Origin of the sequence: Terasakiispira papahanaumokuakeensis, from assembly GCF_001709345.1 — a bacterium.
Taxonomy (GTDB): domain Bacteria; phylum Pseudomonadota; class Gammaproteobacteria; order Pseudomonadales; family Halomonadaceae; genus Terasakiispira; species Terasakiispira papahanaumokuakeensis.
The window spans coordinates 1,490,766-1,506,914 of sequence record NZ_MDTQ01000001.1 but is presented as its reverse complement, the minus strand read 5'-3'; the positions used below and the strand labels follow the sequence as shown (position 1 = coordinate 1,506,914).

General features: G+C 51.2%; 12 protein-coding genes. 7 read left to right on the top strand and 5 right to left on the bottom strand.

Annotated elements, in window-relative coordinates; translation table 11 throughout:
* Positions 1 to 79: 79 nt before the first annotated feature.
* Positions 80 to 1,558 (bottom strand): sensor domain-containing diguanylate cyclase, encoded by a 1,479-nt coding sequence (locus BFW38_RS06580; RefSeq protein WP_068997674.1) that lies wholly within the window; start codon positions 1,556 to 1,558, stop codon positions 80 to 82.
* A gap of 11 nt (positions 1,559 to 1,569) precedes the next feature.
* On the bottom strand, positions 1,570 to 1,992 hold the full coding sequence (locus BFW38_RS06575; RefSeq protein WP_084004500.1) for a YkvA family protein: 423 nt from the start codon (positions 1,990 to 1,992) through the stop codon (positions 1,570 to 1,572).
* A 390-nt stretch (positions 1,993 to 2,382) separates the two neighbouring features.
* Between BFW38_RS06575 and BFW38_RS06570 the strand changes: the two genes are divergently transcribed.
* The gene (locus BFW38_RS06570) at positions 2,383 to 3,627 is read left to right on the top strand and encodes an NAD(P)/FAD-dependent oxidoreductase (protein ID WP_068997673.1); all 1,245 of its coding nucleotides are present in this window, start codon (positions 2,383 to 2,385) and stop codon (positions 3,625 to 3,627) included.
* Between the two features lie 220 nt (positions 3,628 to 3,847).
* Here the strand turns inward: BFW38_RS06570 and BFW38_RS06565 are convergent, their stop codons facing one another.
* A complete protein-coding gene (locus BFW38_RS06565; protein WP_068997672.1) occupies positions 3,848 to 4,966 on the bottom strand; it encodes a TIGR01620 family protein in 1,119 nt (372 codons plus the stop codon).
* On the bottom strand, positions 4,966 to 6,411 hold the full coding sequence (locus tag BFW38_RS06560) for a YcjX family GTP-binding protein (RefSeq protein ID WP_084004499.1): 1,446 nt from the start codon (positions 6,409 to 6,411) through the stop codon (positions 4,966 to 4,968). Before BFW38_RS06560 ends, BFW38_RS06565 begins: the two co-directional genes overlap by 1 nt.
* A 308-nt stretch (positions 6,412 to 6,719) precedes the next feature.
* On the opposite strand from BFW38_RS06560, the gene BFW38_RS06555 reads away from it, so the two are divergent.
* Entirely contained in the window at positions 6,720 to 8,090 is a 1,371-nt protein-coding gene (locus BFW38_RS06555) for an MFS transporter (RefSeq protein WP_245686089.1), read from the top strand.
* Between the two features lie 121 nt (positions 8,091 to 8,211).
* Positions 8,212 to 9,582: an MFS transporter gene (locus BFW38_RS06550; RefSeq protein WP_245686088.1), complete on the top strand. Its 1,371-nt coding sequence runs from the start codon at positions 8,212 to 8,214 to the stop codon at positions 9,580 to 9,582.
* Between the two features lie 187 nt (positions 9,583 to 9,769).
* Here BFW38_RS06550 and BFW38_RS06545 read toward each other — a convergent pair whose 3' ends face one another.
* Positions 9,770 to 10,891, bottom strand: a complete 1,122-nt coding sequence (locus BFW38_RS06545; RefSeq protein WP_068997669.1) for a LysR family transcriptional regulator — start codon at positions 10,889 to 10,891, stop codon at positions 9,770 to 9,772.
* A gap of 325 nt (positions 10,892 to 11,216) precedes the next feature.
* Between BFW38_RS06545 and BFW38_RS06535 the strand changes: the two genes are divergently transcribed.
* The 4 genes from BFW38_RS06535 (at position 11,217) to BFW38_RS06520 (ending at position 16,127) form a co-directional block, all read left to right on the top strand.
* The gene (locus BFW38_RS06535) at positions 11,217 to 12,242 is read left to right on the top strand and encodes a TRAP transporter substrate-binding protein (protein ID WP_068997667.1); all 1,026 of its coding nucleotides are present in this window, start codon (positions 11,217 to 11,219) and stop codon (positions 12,240 to 12,242) included.
* Positions 12,243 to 12,348: 106 nt separating this feature from the next.
* On the top strand, positions 12,349 to 12,981 hold the full coding sequence (locus tag BFW38_RS06530) for a TRAP transporter small permease subunit (RefSeq protein ID WP_068997666.1): 633 nt from the start codon (positions 12,349 to 12,351) through the stop codon (positions 12,979 to 12,981).
* Complete coding sequence (locus BFW38_RS06525; RefSeq protein WP_068997665.1) at positions 12,978 to 14,276, top strand: TRAP transporter large permease; 1,299 nt, start codon at positions 12,978 to 12,980, stop codon at positions 14,274 to 14,276. Before BFW38_RS06530 ends, BFW38_RS06525 begins: the two co-directional genes overlap by 4 nt.
* A gap of 102 nt (positions 14,277 to 14,378) precedes the next feature.
* Entirely contained in the window at positions 14,379 to 16,127 is a 1,749-nt protein-coding gene (locus BFW38_RS06520; RefSeq protein ID WP_068997664.1) for an IlvD/Edd family dehydratase, read from the top strand.
* Positions 16,128 to 16,149: the final 22 nt, after the last annotated feature.

Here is a 16,149-nt window from a genome sequence, read left to right as displayed (position 1 = left end):
AGCAAATCGAAGGGGGATTGTACCAGAATATTCACAATGGCCCCCAGTTGTTGACGCTCAATGATCGACTCAAAACAACTTATGAGGACTCTTTCTCAGGCATCAATTGACTGACATAGACTTGATTACGCCCCGTATGCTTAGACTGATAGAGGGCTTTATCAGCCCGAGCAATGCCCCGAGACAGAGCAAGACTCGGGGCTAAAGTTGTATCCAGCATGGCCACCCCCACACTCACCGTGAGCGATAATGCTAAAGACGTGCTCGTCTCCGACTCAATCGTAAAAGGCCAATCCGCGATAGAAAGGCGAAGGCGCTCTGCAACTGCTAAAACCTCTTTGGGCGCCCCTAAGCCTAATAGAATAACGAACTCTTCGCCCCCCATTCGAGCCAGGATATCCTGCCCTCGCAGCTGTTGACGCAGCCGTTGCGTCACCAGGACAAGCACTTGATCGCCAACCGGATGGCCATGGGCATCATTCACTCGTTTGAAGTAATCAAGATCCAACACAAGCAATGCTTGTTTCGACTGCTGGGCCAAAGATTCCACCGCTCGTTGCTCAAAGCCACGGCGATTTAATACTTGCGTCAAAGGGTCGTGGAATGCCGCTTCCTGTGTCTCCTGCTCATGAACCTTACGCTCAGTAATATCCAACGCTAACCCCACTAAATGAGTAGCGCTTCCCTCTTCCGAAAACTCGAATTCACCCACCAGCTCATACCACTTTGAGGTCCCTTTAATGCTTCGAACGCGCACATCCATACGCCATTGAGCCGATTCTCTTGAACGAGGCTCACGGAGCTTTCGCAATAGCTCACGTCGATCATCATCGGGCAAACTTTTTAACAAACGACGCCAAGGAACATGAGGATAACTGGCCGGATAACCCAACAATAAACGCATTGCTCTTGAGCACCAAAATTCGCCTGTCTGCAAGCTAAGCTCCCACACAGCACAATCGGCTACTCGTTGGAACAGTTCTAACTGGCGGGATCGGCTATCCAGCATAGAGCGATAAATATAGCCTGCAATCAACTCAGCGGTCACCCGTAACACAGCAAGGCCATGCTCGCCCCAATCATCGCCATGTTGACAGTCATCAATGCCCAAGGTCCCCCAGCACCGGCCATGCAGCATAATAGGTACCGTCGCCATCGAGAGGATGCGCTGAGTTTGTAAATTGCGCTTAAGAGCCCCATCAGGGAGTTCATCAACGATTAAGGTATGTCCTTGCCCAAGCTGGCGCGCTTCGACAATTTGGCGAAAAACAGGATCATCCAGCGCGGTTTCAAAAAAACGAAAATTAGGGCGAACTAATTGCGATACCGCAGCATCACTGGCCCATTCAAAAATGTAATCTTGTAAAATCGTATCTTGTGAGAGTTCGATTAATTGGAAGATCCACACCCGAGAGGCACCGCCAGCCTGCCCTAGAGAAGCTAATAACGTCTGGATACTCTCCGTCCATGAAGAGGCTGTCATGGCACGCTCAGCCCCTTGCGCTAAAGCCTGCCACAATCCGTTGATATCTCTGCCGTTAAAGCCTACCGACGTCATCACTTCTCACCCTAATCATCCCCCGCCCCTTGATCACGACGATTGCGCCTCCAGCGCTCAATCCATTGTTTCGCTTTATTACGATGTTCAGGCTTGATATGTAAGGCGACTTGAGTCATAGCCCAAGCCAAAACGCCCATATCATCGGTATAACCCAAGCCAGGTAAAAAATCAGGCAGGAGATCAATCGGCCAAATAAAGTAGCCGAGCGCTAGGTAAATGGTCCAGCGTGCTCGACGAGAGGTCTCCTTATCCAAAGCGGCGCAATAAAGTGTCAAAGCGTTCAACAAAAGCGCCCGACCCGCACGCACCCCATGTCGTTTCACTTTTTGCCAAAACCGGTTTTTCGAACGTCGGTCACGAGCATGACGAGCTAAAGATTGTGTGGGGGGGATATCACCGTCATCGGCAGACTGATGCTTTGTTCGTGACATTCGATCTCCCCGCAATGATGAAGGCAGCATCAGAGCGCTTTAGGCATTAGACAAGTGCAACAATCATCGCAATAACCAATGCCCTAACAAGCACCTTCACAACAGCGTGACCCATCACAATAACAGGCGTCGTAACCGACTTAACGACACCACCCTCACAAACTAACACATTAGAGGGCAAAAACATTACACCATATCAACACAGAGAAAAATAACCTGTTATTTGACAATCCTAGCTTGAACTGGCCTAAAAACCAGTTGAACACTCTGATAAAGCAGACCAAAAACATACCCTAGGTCAAGTACTTGAGAATAAGGTAACGTCAAGCACAAAACACTATCGTTAAAGCATATAGTGAAATGATTAAAAAGTGAGCTTAGGAGATCTTTATGCAACGGCACACACTGGTCGTAGGTGCAGGCATGGTCGGTGTCAGTATTGCTTGGCACTTGCAACAACGAGGACACAAGGTCACTTTAATAGACCGCCGCTCACCAGGCGATGAAACTTCATTTGGCAATGCAGGCATTATTCAACGAGAAGCCGTTGCACCTTATGCCTTCCCCCATGATATCGGTACATTACTGCGAGTACTGCCCAACCGGAGCGTTGATATTCGCTACCGGCCCAGCGGTATGTGGCATTCAGCCAGCCCGTTATACCACTACTGGCGCAATGCCTTCCCCGATCGTTACCGTAAAATCGTACCGGCTTACGCTGCTTTAATTATGCGCAGTACCGAAGCTCACGATAGAATGATCAAAGCTTCTGGTGCCGAACATTTAGTCGAAAAGAAGGGATGGCTGCAACTGTTTCGGACTCACAAAGCTTGGGATCAAGCCCTTGCTGATGCACAGTCTTATGCGAAGGATTATGGTGTTGAATATGCCCGAATCGATCGCAGTGAGCTGGATCGAATGCAACCCGGTTTAAGCTCGGCCGTCATGGGGGCGATTCATTGGCAAAACAGCTGGACGGTCAAGTTCCCCGGTGACTTAGTCAAAGCCTATGCACATGCTTTCGAACAAATGGGCGGGCAGTATCAGCAAACCGAGCTCAAAGCGCTCCATAAAACAACCCAGGGTTGGTCAGCCACCACATCAACCGACACCATCAACGCCGATGATGTCGTCATCGCATTAGGCCCTTGGGCAGGCGACTATCTCAAACCCTTGGGTTATCACTTACCGCTGTTTGTTAAACGCGGCTACCATATGCACTATCAACAACCGAGTGATCAGCCGCTCCAGTATTGGATTATGGACAGTGAGATCGGTTATCTGCTTGAACCCATGACAAGTGGTATCCGCCTAACCACAGGCGCGGAATTAGCCGACCGGGATGATCAACCTCATTATGATCAGCTCACCGCCGCTGAAACCGAAGCCAGATCTCTGTTTAATATTGGCGAGAGAGTGGACGCTCAACCCTGGAAAGGTGCCCGCCCTTGCACACCCGATATGAAGCCCATTATTGGCCCGACACCTAAGCATCCGGGGCTATGGCTGGCTTTTGGACACGCACACCAAGGATTTACGCTGGGTCCAGCCACTGGCGAACTATTAGCCATGATGATGGCAGGCGAAACGCCGCCCATTGATATGACCCCATATAGCGTGACACGCTTCTTATAAGCTGGACGCGATTAAGTGCTCAGAGACAGTCAAGTGGTACGAGAGACAATCAAGTGATAAGAGGCCGTTAAGTGACCCGTTAGGCAGGATTAAGCAACGAGATAACGCCGGGCTAACATTCCCATCAAACACCCATCAGCCCGGCGTTTATTTATCCCTTTACAGAGAGAAAGATCCCTTTACAGAAAGAAAGCACGCCTACAGGGAGAAGCACACCCCATCAGCGAGTCGATTTAAGCTGTTTTTTAAGCCGCTCCATCACCCCTGAAGCGACATTATCCAACAATCGTTTATCCCGCCCAGCAGCGGGCACCGGACGACAAGCACGAATCGCTTGTAGCCCTGTCCGTGCAGTAAAGACACCCGCCCCCAAGCCTTGCCCAGCACGGGCTGAAAAAGTCGTCAGAGAACTGCTCAGTGCTGATGTCCCCGCATCAATTGCCAGCTCGGATAAACCCGAAAATGCCAGTGTCTGTAAGACCTGCTTCAACAGTGTCGCCTGTGCGACCAGCCCTGGTGAAATACCATAAATCTGGGCGACATCTTTCAACATCCTCAGGTTCCGCCAACCGACCAAAACCATATCAAAACTGGCCCAAGGGCTGAATGCCACCATGACACCAGATTCAATGCTGTAACGTTGCACACAACGTCGCGCTTGTGCATCTTGAGCGGTAAACCCGTGCTGCTCGACATAACGCACGATTTCCTGGTCACTATACGCCGAGTCCAACTGGTCTAGGCACGCTTGCAACTCGTTAGCCGTGCCGTGTGATCGCGCATGCAGTTTAAGCGCCTTCAACCACGAAGCGGCTTGTCCATGCCCCTGAGACTGCAACAGTTGATGGGCTTGCGTTTGTAATGCCTGCATCTGGCCCAACTGACGAATACCTTTCAGGCTACGCCAGCACTGTACGCCTAATGACATCAGTAACAACGCCACCAATCCCAAAACGATCGCACCCAGCAGCCAATGCAGCGTTAAGGCCCAAGCAATCAAACGATAAAACTCCAGCAAAACGACCAGAGTGAGTACTGCCGCTGTCGAGAAGCCCAATAGCCGAGCCCAGCGCCTGCGTGGCCGCTGAGGCACAACCACTTCCTCAGCCTCTTCGGGCGATGCCGTCACACTATCAGGATCAAAATCACGTGCTTGCTGATAGGGTGAATCCGATCCTGCCGGGTCCACATGGTCCGCAGCGGCAGGATCAAAGTAACGGGCAGAGCGCCATTCTCTAGCCGCCGATTCACCTGCGGTCGCCTTGTCATTGGACTGCGAGGTATCGGACTGAGAGGCATTGGACTGAGAGGTATCGGACTGACGATCTTCACCTGACATCAAAAATAATCTCCTATGACCGCATCCAACATTTGATCCAGACGAATATGCTGCTGCGGTTGCAAATCGTGAGTAGGCAGTTGAACGGGCGCAAAATCGACAAAGCGAAAGCGCTCATCGGTCCAATCGTTGGGCTCAGGCAACTGTGTCGGCACCTCGCCTGGGAAAAGTGCCACCAACTGACCATCTGACTTTCGGTACCCTTTCAGACAAGACAACACCTGACCATCCATGTCGGCCGTTGCCGCCTGCGTCGAACGTACAGACGCTAGCGCCATACACTGGGTCTCAATATCATCAAAGCGGAGCTGCCGTTGGGCATCCTCAATCATCAATCCTAAAAACTGATCCAGATTATGATGTTGATTGGCTGTCACATGATCGGCCTTGCTTGAGGCAAACACGACTTTATCAATACGCGGTTTGAACAAACGCCTTAAAAAACTATGCTGGCCATAGTGAAAGCTTTGTAAAATTTCACCCAAAGCCTGCTGCATATCTTTAAAGCAAGCTTCTCCCCGATTCAGTGTTTTCAAACAATCAACCAGAACAAGCTGACGATCAAAGCGGGCGAAATGATGACGGTAAAAGGGCTTGACCAGTTCATCACGATAACGCTCGAAGCGCCGTTTCATTTCCGCCAGCGCACTATTTTTCGGTACCTGCTGAGAAAAATCATCGACACCGACAATCACGGGAAACAACAGTGTCAGCGGCTCTGGATCATCATGGCCCGGCAGTAAAGTGCGCCCCGGCTGTAATAGGCTCATGCCATAGTCTGGGCCACGCAGCGTTTGCAACAAAGCCCGATACTGGTGGCCCAAATCGGCCAACAAGGCATCATCCGCTGGGGCGAACCAATCCACTTGAGCTAGGCGTTGACGCCATGCAGCGGAAAGCTCCGCCCGGGGCGACTGCTGCCAAAGTAGAGCTTGTGCCTGACACCATTGCGCATAATCCAAGTGCATCAAGGGCAAATCCAGGAGCCACTCTCCAGGATAATCAATTAAATCCAAGTAAACAGTCGCCGTTTCGCCTAAGAGTCGCCCCAAACCCGGTGCACGGCGGTAATGAATGGCCAGTGACATTTGCGACAAATCAGCAGTCGACGCCGGCCATTGCGGTGGATTCTGAGTTAACCCGGCCAACGCCTGTTCAAAAGTGAAGGAACACTGCTCGGGGATTGGCTTAACACTTAAAATGCGACCTTGAGCAGCCGGTTCAAAGAAAGGCAATGAGCGCCCTTTATGGGACTGTAACAAGTGATGAACCAATGCCGTGGTCAGAACGGTTTTCCCACTCTGGCTCAATCCCGTAATGGCTAAGCGTACATGTCGCTCACGAGCCGCTGTCACCACTTCATCTGTCAGCAATTCCAAGTGCTCGCGCCATTGCTCAGCAGACTGCTGCTTGACCCACTGTTTAAGCTTACGCTTAACGCCCATGCAGACTCCTTGATCTCAACGTTGCAGGCATATAAGGCCCACATTCAGGGCTGATGTCATCATTGTAACTTGCCCGCTGCGATAGCCCCAATGTCTTGAATAAGCATCAGAAACACAAGCCATTACTATCCGATCAACGGTGACTTAATTACAATGCCAGAAGCTCACTACCGAATTGAGCAAGCCACTGAGGCAATTCCAGGGATAGGCGAAGGCAACTTCAAGCGGACGGCCACTCAATGCCCCCAAGATGAAAGCCCTCAAAGCCATATCATTAAGATTCATCACAACGAACGCACTTAATTATTATGACAATCAACGCGGACACCACACCCAAAGAGCGCTCAGCAGCCCAGGCATCCATGCCTGGTGCTGATCAAAAGCGACCCAACAATCATCGACTCAGCCGACAGGATGCCAAGACACTCGGACTTTCAGCCCTTGGTGGTGCGCTAGAGTTTTACGACTTCGTCATTTTTGTTTTTTTCGCCACTGTAGTCGGTGCCCTCTTCTTTCCAGCGGATATGCCCGATTGGCTCAGGCAGGTTCAAACCTTCGGCATTTTTGCCGCCGGTTATATCGCACGCCCCCTCGGCGGCATTGTGATGGCCCATTTTGGCGACCTGCTCGGGCGGAAAAAAATGTTCATGATGAGCATTTTATTAATGGCCGTGCCGACCCTCGCCATGGGGTTAATGCCAACCTATGAAACGATTGGCATTGCAGCGCCTATTGTGTTGCTATTTTTGAGAGTGCTGCAGGGCGCAGCGATTGGTGGCGAAGCCCCTGGTGCCTGGGTCTTTGTAACAGAACATGTGCCCAAAAGCCGCATCAGTTTTGCCTGTGGGACACTATCGGCAGGCTTGGTCTCCGGCATTTTGATTGGCTCTTTAATCGCCACGGCAATTAACGCCATCTTCACATCCAGTGAAATCCATGATTATGCGTGGCGCATCCCCTTCATCATTGGCGGTATTTTCGGCTTTATCACCATGTACTTGCGTCGCTGGCTTCATGAAACACCAGTTTTCACCGAGATGCAGGAACGGGAAGCCTTAGCTGAAGAACTGCCGCTTAAAACACTGCTGAAGTCACACTGGGGTTCAGTGTTAGTGTCGATGGCGGTTACCTGGCTACTCACTGCTGCGGTCGTGGTGACCATCTTGATGACGCCCACTTTACTGCAAAAGCTGGCAGGGCTAGACCCTCAAACCAGCTTAATGGCGAACAGTCTTGCCATTGTCTGTGTCATTATCGGGAGCTTGATCGCCGGTCTGCTGGCTGACCGATTCGGTAATGGTCCGATTCTGGCCTTGTTCAGTGCCGGTCTTGGTGTCAGTTACTGGGTGTTTTACAACACCATGCTGGTCGATACCACGCTGCTTTACCCGCTCTATGGCCTAGTCGGTTTTTTTGTCGGTTTAATTGGCGTAGTCCCCGCAGTCGCAGTGAAGAGCTTTCCAGCGCCCATTCGCTTTACCGGCCTGTCTTTTTCTTACAATGTCGCCTACGCCATCTTCGGAGGCGCCACACCGATGGTGGTGAGCCTTTGGATGACACAACATGCCAGCGCCCCGACCTACTACGTCGCGGCCGTGTGTATTTTTGGCGTCATCACAAGCTTAGCCGTGATGCGTTATCGCGTGAAACTAGAGCTTGAAGTGCAAGCACCAGCTTAATGTACGGGGTCTGTAAGGGCAGAGAGATCAAGCCCTCACAGACCCCAGCGCCATCACAACATCTGCGAACCGGACTCGCGGCTTTAATCACGATTCATCACAACGAACACCCTTAATTATTATGACAATCAACGCGGACACGACCCCCAAAGAGCGTTCAGCAGCTCAGGCATCCATGCCTGGTGCTAATCAAAAGCGACCCGATCATCATCGACTCAGCCGACAGGATGCCAAGACACTCGGACTTTCAGCCCTTGGTGGTGCGCTAGAGTTTTACGACTTCGTCATTTTTGTCTTTTTCGCCACCGTAGTCGGTACCCTCTTCTTTCCAGCGGATATGCCCGACTGGCTCAGGCAGGTTCAAACCTTCGGCATTTTTGCCGCCGGCTATATCGCACGCCCCCTCGGCGGCATTGTGATGGCCCACTTTGGCGACCTGCTCGGGCGGAAAAAAATGTTCATGATGAGCATTTTATTAATGGCCGTGCCGACCCTCGCCATGGGGTTAATGCCAACCTATGAAACGATTGGCATTGCGGCGCCTATTGTGTTGCTATTTTTGAGAATGCTGCAGGGCGCAGCGATTGGTGGCGAAGCCCCTGGTGCCTGGGTCTTTGTAACAGAACATGTGCCCAAAAGCCGCATCAGTTTTGCTTGTGGGACACTATCGGCAGGCTTGGTCTCCGGTATTTTGATTGGCTCTTTAATCGCCACGGCAATTAACGCCATCTTCACATCCAGTGAAATCCATGATTATGCGTGGCGCATTCCCTTCATCATTGGTGGTATTTTCGGCTTTATCACCATGTACTTGCGTCGCTGGCTTCATGAAACACCAGTTTTCACCGAGATGCAGGAACGGGAAGCCTTAGCTGAAGAACTGCCGCTTAAAACACTGCTGAAGTCACATTGGGGTTCAATCTTAGTCTCGATGGCGGTCACTTGGCTGCTCACTGCTGCCGTCGTGGTCACCCTTCTGATGACACCCACCTTATTGCAAAAGTTGGCAGGGCTAGACCCTCAAACTAGCTTAATGGCGAACAGTCTCGCCATTGTGGGCGTCATTATCGGATGCTTGGTTGCGGGTCTATTGGCCGACCGATTTGGTAATGGCCCGATTCTAGCTTTGTTCAGTATCGGTCTTGGTGTCAGTTACTGGGTGTTTTACAACACCATGCTGGTCGATACCACGCTGCTTTACCCGCTGTATTGTCTGGTCGGTTTTTTTGTCGGTTTAACTGGGGTTGTCCCCGCAGTCGCAGTGAAGAGCTTTCCAGCGCCCATTCGCTTTACCGGCCTGTCTTTTTCTTACAATGTCGCTTACGCCATCTTCGGAGGCGCCACACCGATGGTGGTGAGCCTTTGGATGACACAACATGCCAGCGCACCGGCCTATTACGTTGCAGCCGTGTGTGCCGTAGGCGTGATCACGAGTTTGGCGGTGATGCGTTACCGCATGAAACTAGAGCTTGAAGTGCAAGCAGCAATATAAACCATCGGTAACATCGCACTAATGCGAGGGCTTATTGGCCAAGCCTTCGCATTACTGGATGCCTAAGCGGGAGGGATATCAAGTCATCAACGACTTTTTAACAGAAGGGTCTTTTCATAAAGAATCTTCTTTAATATAAGAGACTTTTAATAAAAAGACTTTTTATAATTTTTATAAAGAAGCTTTTTTACAAAGAGGTCGTTTTCACAATCGATTCATTTTCACAACTGTAATCACGCGCATTACGCAACATGGTCAACACTGCTTGAGCAGCCGGTGTCAATAAGTTCTCCCCCTTATGAATTAATCCATAAGGGGCCAGAATATGGGTGAGTTCACGCTGTAAATGCGACTCGACGGAAATTTGGACCATCATTTGATAACGAGCATAGTGGCGCATCACTGCTTCAGGTAGCAACGTCAGCATGGCATTTTGCTCCATTAAATTGGTGATCATCAGCAGATTTTCAGCCGTCACAATATGATGGGGCAAACGCATGCCATTACGTTGAAACATGGACTCAAACTCGGCCCTCATAATGCTATCTCCAGGCGGCATCACCCACTCTTGATCCATCAAATCAGCTAACGAGAGCCGGCGCCCTTCTCTGATCAAATCATGCTCTGGTGAAGCACAAATAATCACAGGCTCAGGATACATCGGATCGGGATAGGCGGGTTCGGGGTAAACAGGTTCCATAAAAAAACCAGCCTGATCCGTGCCCTGCCGAGCGGGATATGCTGGAGCCGGATACTCAGGGTGAGCAAAAGTACGGCGCCGGTACATCGGTTCGTAACAAAAATTAAGCGGTGTATAGGCATGCTGATGGCGCGCCACGATGATGTCCACTTCACCATTCTTCAGTAACTCCGACAGTTCAGTACTGGCGCCTGTACGGATACTCACGGTCAACCCAGGATAAGCCGACCGGATTCGACTAATGGTTTCGGGGATGAGGTCAGTACAGGGCGTTAAAATGGAGCCCAGCCGAACATGGCCTTTTAATCCCTGGCGTATCGCATTCACTTCATCGAATGCATTATCCAACGTTTTCAACAAATGCCGGGCATGCCGAATCATGGTTTCACCATAGACGGTCGGTACAACCCCTCTGGGCTGACGTTCAAATAGCTGTACGTCAAGCCCACTTTCCAACTCCCGCAATAGCTTAGAAATTGCCGGTTGAGAAATCCCTAACACCTCAGCGGCATGATTCAGATTGGCATACTCTCCCAGAGCACTGAGCACTAGAAGATGGCGGTGTTTTAAACGTGCTCGAATAAACCAGTTACTGTTCAACGATTCCATGATGCGCCCATGCCATATTCATTTGAATATCAATCATACCAAAATTGATATTTGTTCAACGATACAACCATTGGTTAGCCTGCTGACATCAGCCGTCACACTAGGCGAGCGAAAGTGCACGCAATCAATGCACACCATCAATGCGGACGCATCAATACAAACAAATCAAAACGAACAACAGGACCCAGTCACCACTTACAAAGTCCAGAACAAGATTAAGACATCAAAACCAATCATAACGGGCGCTTCTGCGTCACTGATAACGACTCAGATCAACATCTAATGGGTGCTTGATCGAAGATAACAACAACACCTGGAGATCTATATGCAAGCTTCAACCCTTCTGAAGTCAGGCGTCATCGGGGCAATGACAACATTGGCACTTTCCATCTCAAGCTGGGCCCATGCGCAACAAGAGTGGAAGTTTCAAATCAACGTTAACGCCGGTGATGACCAATACAAAATTGCTCAACAATGGGCTGAAGATGTAGCCCAACGCAGCAATGGTGAGATCACCATCGAACTGCTGCCCAGCAGTGCCATTGTGGGCAACAACGAAACACTAGATGCCGTTGGCGCTGGCATTTTACAGGGACACATCACAGACCCAAGTTACTTTGCCGGCAAGAATCCCGCCTTTGCCGTCTATGGCAACATGGTGGGTGCCTGGTCAGACCCTTATCAATTCCTGGGCTATATGCGTAACGCAGGGGGTGAGGATCGTTATAACGCGCTGGTTGAGCCTTATAATGTGCACCTGATTCGAGCTGGCGCCATGATTCCTGAAGCGTTGGTGAGTAAGCGTAAAATCGAAACCATGGAAGATTTTAAAGGGCTGAAAATTCGCGCACCGGAAGGCATGGTGTCTAACATTTTCCAGCTAGCCGGGGCTGCACCCGTCAACCTACCGACCTCTGAAGTGTATACCGCGCTCGAAAAAGGGGTCATTGATGCGGCGGATTACACCGTATTTGCGACCAACTACACTCAGGGCTACCACCGTTTTGCCCCTTACGCCATTTATCCTGGGTTCCACTCCATGCCCATGATGGCGGTGTCTTTGAATAAGGATATTTGGGACGAACTCTCCCCAGATGATCAGCAGATGCTCAGAGACTCAATCGATGACTTTGTCGATCACCTCTACCAACAGCTGACCGAAGCTGACCAAGAACAAGTCGAGATTGCCAAACAGGACGGCGTCAAATTCAGCACGCTATCACCTGATGAGCTGAAAAAGTTCCGCGCCACGGCGCAATCTGAATGGGAAAACTGGCGCGATAAGAGCCCTCAGGCTAAAGAGGCCGTCGACAGCATGATCCAGTACCTGAAAGACCAAGATTTGCTGTAGCGCTTGCGTCCCGCGATCTCAACTCGCCTGGACATAACTCCCGATCATACGACCCGCTCTGCGATAAGGCGCCCAGCTTTAACGGGCGCCAGTCAGAGGAGACATCATGACAGACCCTCATTCCCCAAAGTCGCAACACAGTGCGACATCACACCAACACATCGCGCCCAGCGATGAGCTCTCCTATAGTCCGGAGTTTGAACATACGCCTGAAAAAACTGACTTGAGTGATACCACATGGGTAGACCGCTGGGTCGAAAAAGGCGGGCAAATCTGTGCCTGGTTGGTATTGATTGCCATGTTAATCAGTGTTTATGAAGTCATCATGCGTTATGCCTTTGACTCACCCACCACATGGGTTCATGAAACGACGACCTTCCTGGTCGCCAGCATCTTTGCGCTAGGTGGGCCTTATACGCTGGCTCGCAATCGCCATATTCAGATTACCTTACTACAAGATGCCGTGGGGCCACGCAGCCGCCACATCATGAAAGTCCTGCAGTGGCTGCTCGGTATTGGATTTTGCGTGGCCATTGGCTATGCCTGCTGGGTGCTGGCCTGGAAAGCCACACATACACCGATGGGAGACTGGCGCCTGCAAACGTCAGGCTCATCCTGGAACTCACCACTCCCCGCTTATACCAAAATCATGCTGCTATTGGCCGTTGTGGTGATGTCAGTCCAAATGCTAGCCCGTGGCCCAGGGTTATTGCGTCGCCGATCTGGAGGTAACGCATGACCATTGAAATTGCCACTTATTTGCTAGTGGGCTCAATTTTCGGCCTCTTACTGATTGGCTTACCCCTGGCCTTCGTCACCGGTCTGGTCGCTGTCATTTTCACGCTGGGCTGGTTCGGCCCATCCGCTATTCCGCTGGTCGGGAGCCGAATATACGGCTTTATCACTGAGTATTCTCTAGTCGCCGTACCCATGTTCGTGTTCATGGCCGGGCTACTTGATCGATCCGGGATGGCCCGTGATCTATTTAACTCGATGCGTGTTTTCTCCGGGCGTTTGCCTGGTGGCGTTGCCGTCCAAACATTGATCGTGGCCTTCTTCCTGGCGGCGATCTCCGGCATTATCGGCGGCGAAATCGTGCTGCTTGGCGTCTTAGCACTGCCCCAGATGCTACGCCTAGGTTATGACAAAAAAATCGCTATCGGCGTGGTCTGTGCTGGCGGTTCTCTTGGCACCATGGTACCGCCATCGATTGTCTTGATTATCTATGGCTTGATCTCAGGGGTCTCGATTGCTGACCTGTTTAAAGCTGCGTTTATTCCGGCTTTTATATTGATGGCAGCCTATATGCTCTACGTCATCATCACCTGCGCACGAAACCCCAACATGAGTGGTGCACACAAGCCCTGGGCCGATGCACCGAACTTAACAGCCAAAGAAGCGCTTAAAGGTATTGCTGCCCCAGCCACAATTGCGCTGCTGGTACTCGGCAGTATCTATGGGGGCATTGCATCGGTGACAGAGGCAGCCGCAATGGGGGCCGCAGGCGTACTCCTTGCAGTCAAACTGCGCGGCGAATACTCCCTTAAGTTACTCAAAGAGAGCCTGGTCCAGACATTAGAAACTTGCGGCATGATCGTTTGGATTGGGATAGGGGCCGCCTGCTTGGTCGGTGTTTACAACTTAATGGGAGGCAACCGCTTTGTCTCCAATGCCATTTTAGGGCTGGATGTCGCCCCCATTGTGATCATTCTCGTCATGATGGCGATCTTCCTGATTCTCGGCATGTTCCTGGACTGGATCGGCATTGCCATGCTGTGCCTGCCCATTTTTATTCCCATTGTGAAACAGCTCGGCTTAGACCCCGTCTGGTTTGGGATTCTCTTTGCCATCAACATGCAGGTGTCTTATATCAGCCCGCCCTTTGGCCCAGCCGCCTTCTATCTGAAGAGCGTCGCGCCAGAAGGGATCACACTCAAAGATATTTTCGGTGCCATGTTGCCCTTTATCGCGATCCAACTTGCGGTATTGGGGCTGATGCTGGCCTTCCCAGAGATATCCACTTGGGCGCTTTAATCGATCAGAAAGCAGTCTGATCAGAAAGCCATGGATCAGAAAACGAAAGCCTGCTTACAGGCCCAATCAGCACATAAGATCAGAACAAAAAGGTGAATCGTGATGAGCCAGAAAAAAACGGCCCTACGCTCAGCAGAATGGTTCGGCACCATCGACAAAAACGGCTTCATGTATCGCTCATGGATGAAAAACCGAGGTATTGCGGATCATGAGTTTCAGGGCAAACCGATTATCGGTATCTGTAATACTTGGTCGGAATTAACGCCTTGTAATGCACACTTTCGCCGCATTGCCGAACGCGTCAAACAGGGCATATTAGAAGCGGGTGGCTACCCGGTTGAGTTCCCGGTGTTCTCCAATGGGGAATCCAATCTACGTCCAACCGCCATGTTGACCCGAAACCTCGCCAGCATGGATGTGGAAGAAGCCATCCGCGGCAATCCGGTCGATGCAGTCGTCCTGCTGGCCGGTTGTGATAAAACGACACCGGCTCTCTTGATGGGTGCGGCCAGCTGTGATGTTCCGGCTATTCTTGTCTCCGGTGGGCCTATGCTCAATGGTAAGCACAAGGGTAAAACCATTGGCTCAGGTACAGCGGTATGGCAGCTCCACGAAGAAGTCAAAGCGGGCAAAATTACGATTGATGAATTCATTAGCGCCGAACGAGGTATGTCACGCTCTGAAGGGACCTGTAACACCATGGGTACCGCCTCCACCATGGCCTGCATGGCAGAAGCGTTAGGGGTCACCTTACCCTATAACGCCGCCTTTCCGGCGGTTGATGCCTCTCGTTATCTGATTGCCCATCTATCAGGCATGCGGATTGTGGATATGGTTTGGGAGGAATTGAAACTCTCCAAAATTCTAACCCGTCAGGCCTTTGAAAATGCCATTCGAACCAATGCGGCCATTGGCGGTTCAACCAATGCAGCGATTCATTTAAAAGCGATCGCCGGGCGTATTGGTGTTGATCTCAACTTGGATGATTGGACCCACATCGGCCGAGGCACGCCGACATTGGTTGACCTCATGCCTTCCGGTCGCTTCTTGATGGAAGACTTCTGTTATGCCGGCGGCTTACCTGCCGTACTCAGAACCTTGGGCGATGCCGATCTACTGCCACATAAAGAGGCATTAACCGCCAATGGCAAAACGCTCTGGGACAACGTCAAAGACGCGGAGAATCATAACCAAGAGGTCATTCGTACTTTAGAGGATCCGCTAGTCAATGATGGGGGCCTTTGTATCCTACGCGGCAACCTGGCACCCGGTGGCGCCGTTCTGAAACCCTCTGCCGCGACCCCCCACTTGATGCAACATCGTGGTCAAGCCGTTGTTTTCGAAGATTTTGATGACTATAAGGCCCGTATTGCCGATCCTGATCTAGAGGTCGATGAAAATTCCGTGCTGGTCCTCAAGAATTGCGGCCCACGGGGTTATCCAGGGATGGCCGAAGTCGGCAATATGGGGCTACCCCCGAAACTGCTTGAAAAAGGCATCACCGACATGGTGCGCATCTCAGATGCCCGCATGAGTGGTACTGCCTATGGCACCGTCGTTCTCCATACCGCGCCAGAGACCGCTGCAGGTGGTCCCATCGGTATTATTGAAAACGGGGATTGGATCGAATTGGACTGCGCCAACGGACGTCTGCACCTTGATCTTAGTGATGAAGAGATTCAACGCCGCTTAGACGCACGCGCTCAGCAACCCCAACCGCACGATAATTTAATTGCCAAAGGCGGCTATCAAAGCCTTTACCTCGCACATGTATTGCAAGCCGATGAAGGGTGTGATTTTGACTTTTTAGTCGGTTGTCGTGGCGCCGAAGTGCCCCGTCATTCTCATTGAGCCCTAGATCTTATGAATCCCA

Bases quoted from the DNA above. Each gene is read 5' to 3' on its own strand.
- BFW38_RS06580 (WP_068997674.1), bottom strand. From the start codon at position 1,558: ATGACGTCGGTAGGCTTTAACGGCAGAGATATCAACGGATTGTGGCAG.
- BFW38_RS06575 (WP_084004500.1), bottom strand. From the start codon at position 1,992: ATGTCACGAACAAAGCATCAGTCTGCCGATGACGGTGATATCCCCCCC.
- BFW38_RS06570 (WP_068997673.1), top strand. From the start codon at position 2,383: ATGCAACGGCACACACTGGTCGTAGGTGCAGGCATGGTCGGTGTCAGT.
- BFW38_RS06565 (WP_068997672.1), bottom strand. From the start codon at position 4,966: ATGTCAGGTGAAGATCGTCAGTCCGATACCTCTCAGTCCAATGCCTCT.
- BFW38_RS06560 (WP_084004499.1), bottom strand. From the start codon at position 6,411: ATGGGCGTTAAGCGTAAGCTTAAACAGTGGGTCAAGCAGCAGTCTGCT.
- BFW38_RS06555 (WP_245686089.1), top strand. From the start codon at position 6,720: ATGACAATCAACGCGGACACCACACCCAAAGAGCGCTCAGCAGCCCAG.
- BFW38_RS06550 (WP_245686088.1), top strand. From the start codon at position 8,212: ATGACAATCAACGCGGACACGACCCCCAAAGAGCGTTCAGCAGCTCAG.
- BFW38_RS06545 (WP_068997669.1), bottom strand. From the start codon at position 10,891: ATGGAATCGTTGAACAGTAACTGGTTTATTCGAGCACGTTTAAAACAC.
- BFW38_RS06535 (WP_068997667.1), top strand. From the start codon at position 11,217: ATGCAAGCTTCAACCCTTCTGAAGTCAGGCGTCATCGGGGCAATGACA.
- BFW38_RS06530 (WP_068997666.1), top strand. From the start codon at position 12,349: ATGACAGACCCTCATTCCCCAAAGTCGCAACACAGTGCGACATCACAC.
- BFW38_RS06525 (WP_068997665.1), top strand. From the start codon at position 12,978: ATGACCATTGAAATTGCCACTTATTTGCTAGTGGGCTCAATTTTCGGC.
- BFW38_RS06520 (WP_068997664.1), top strand. From the start codon at position 14,379: ATGAGCCAGAAAAAAACGGCCCTACGCTCAGCAGAATGGTTCGGCACC.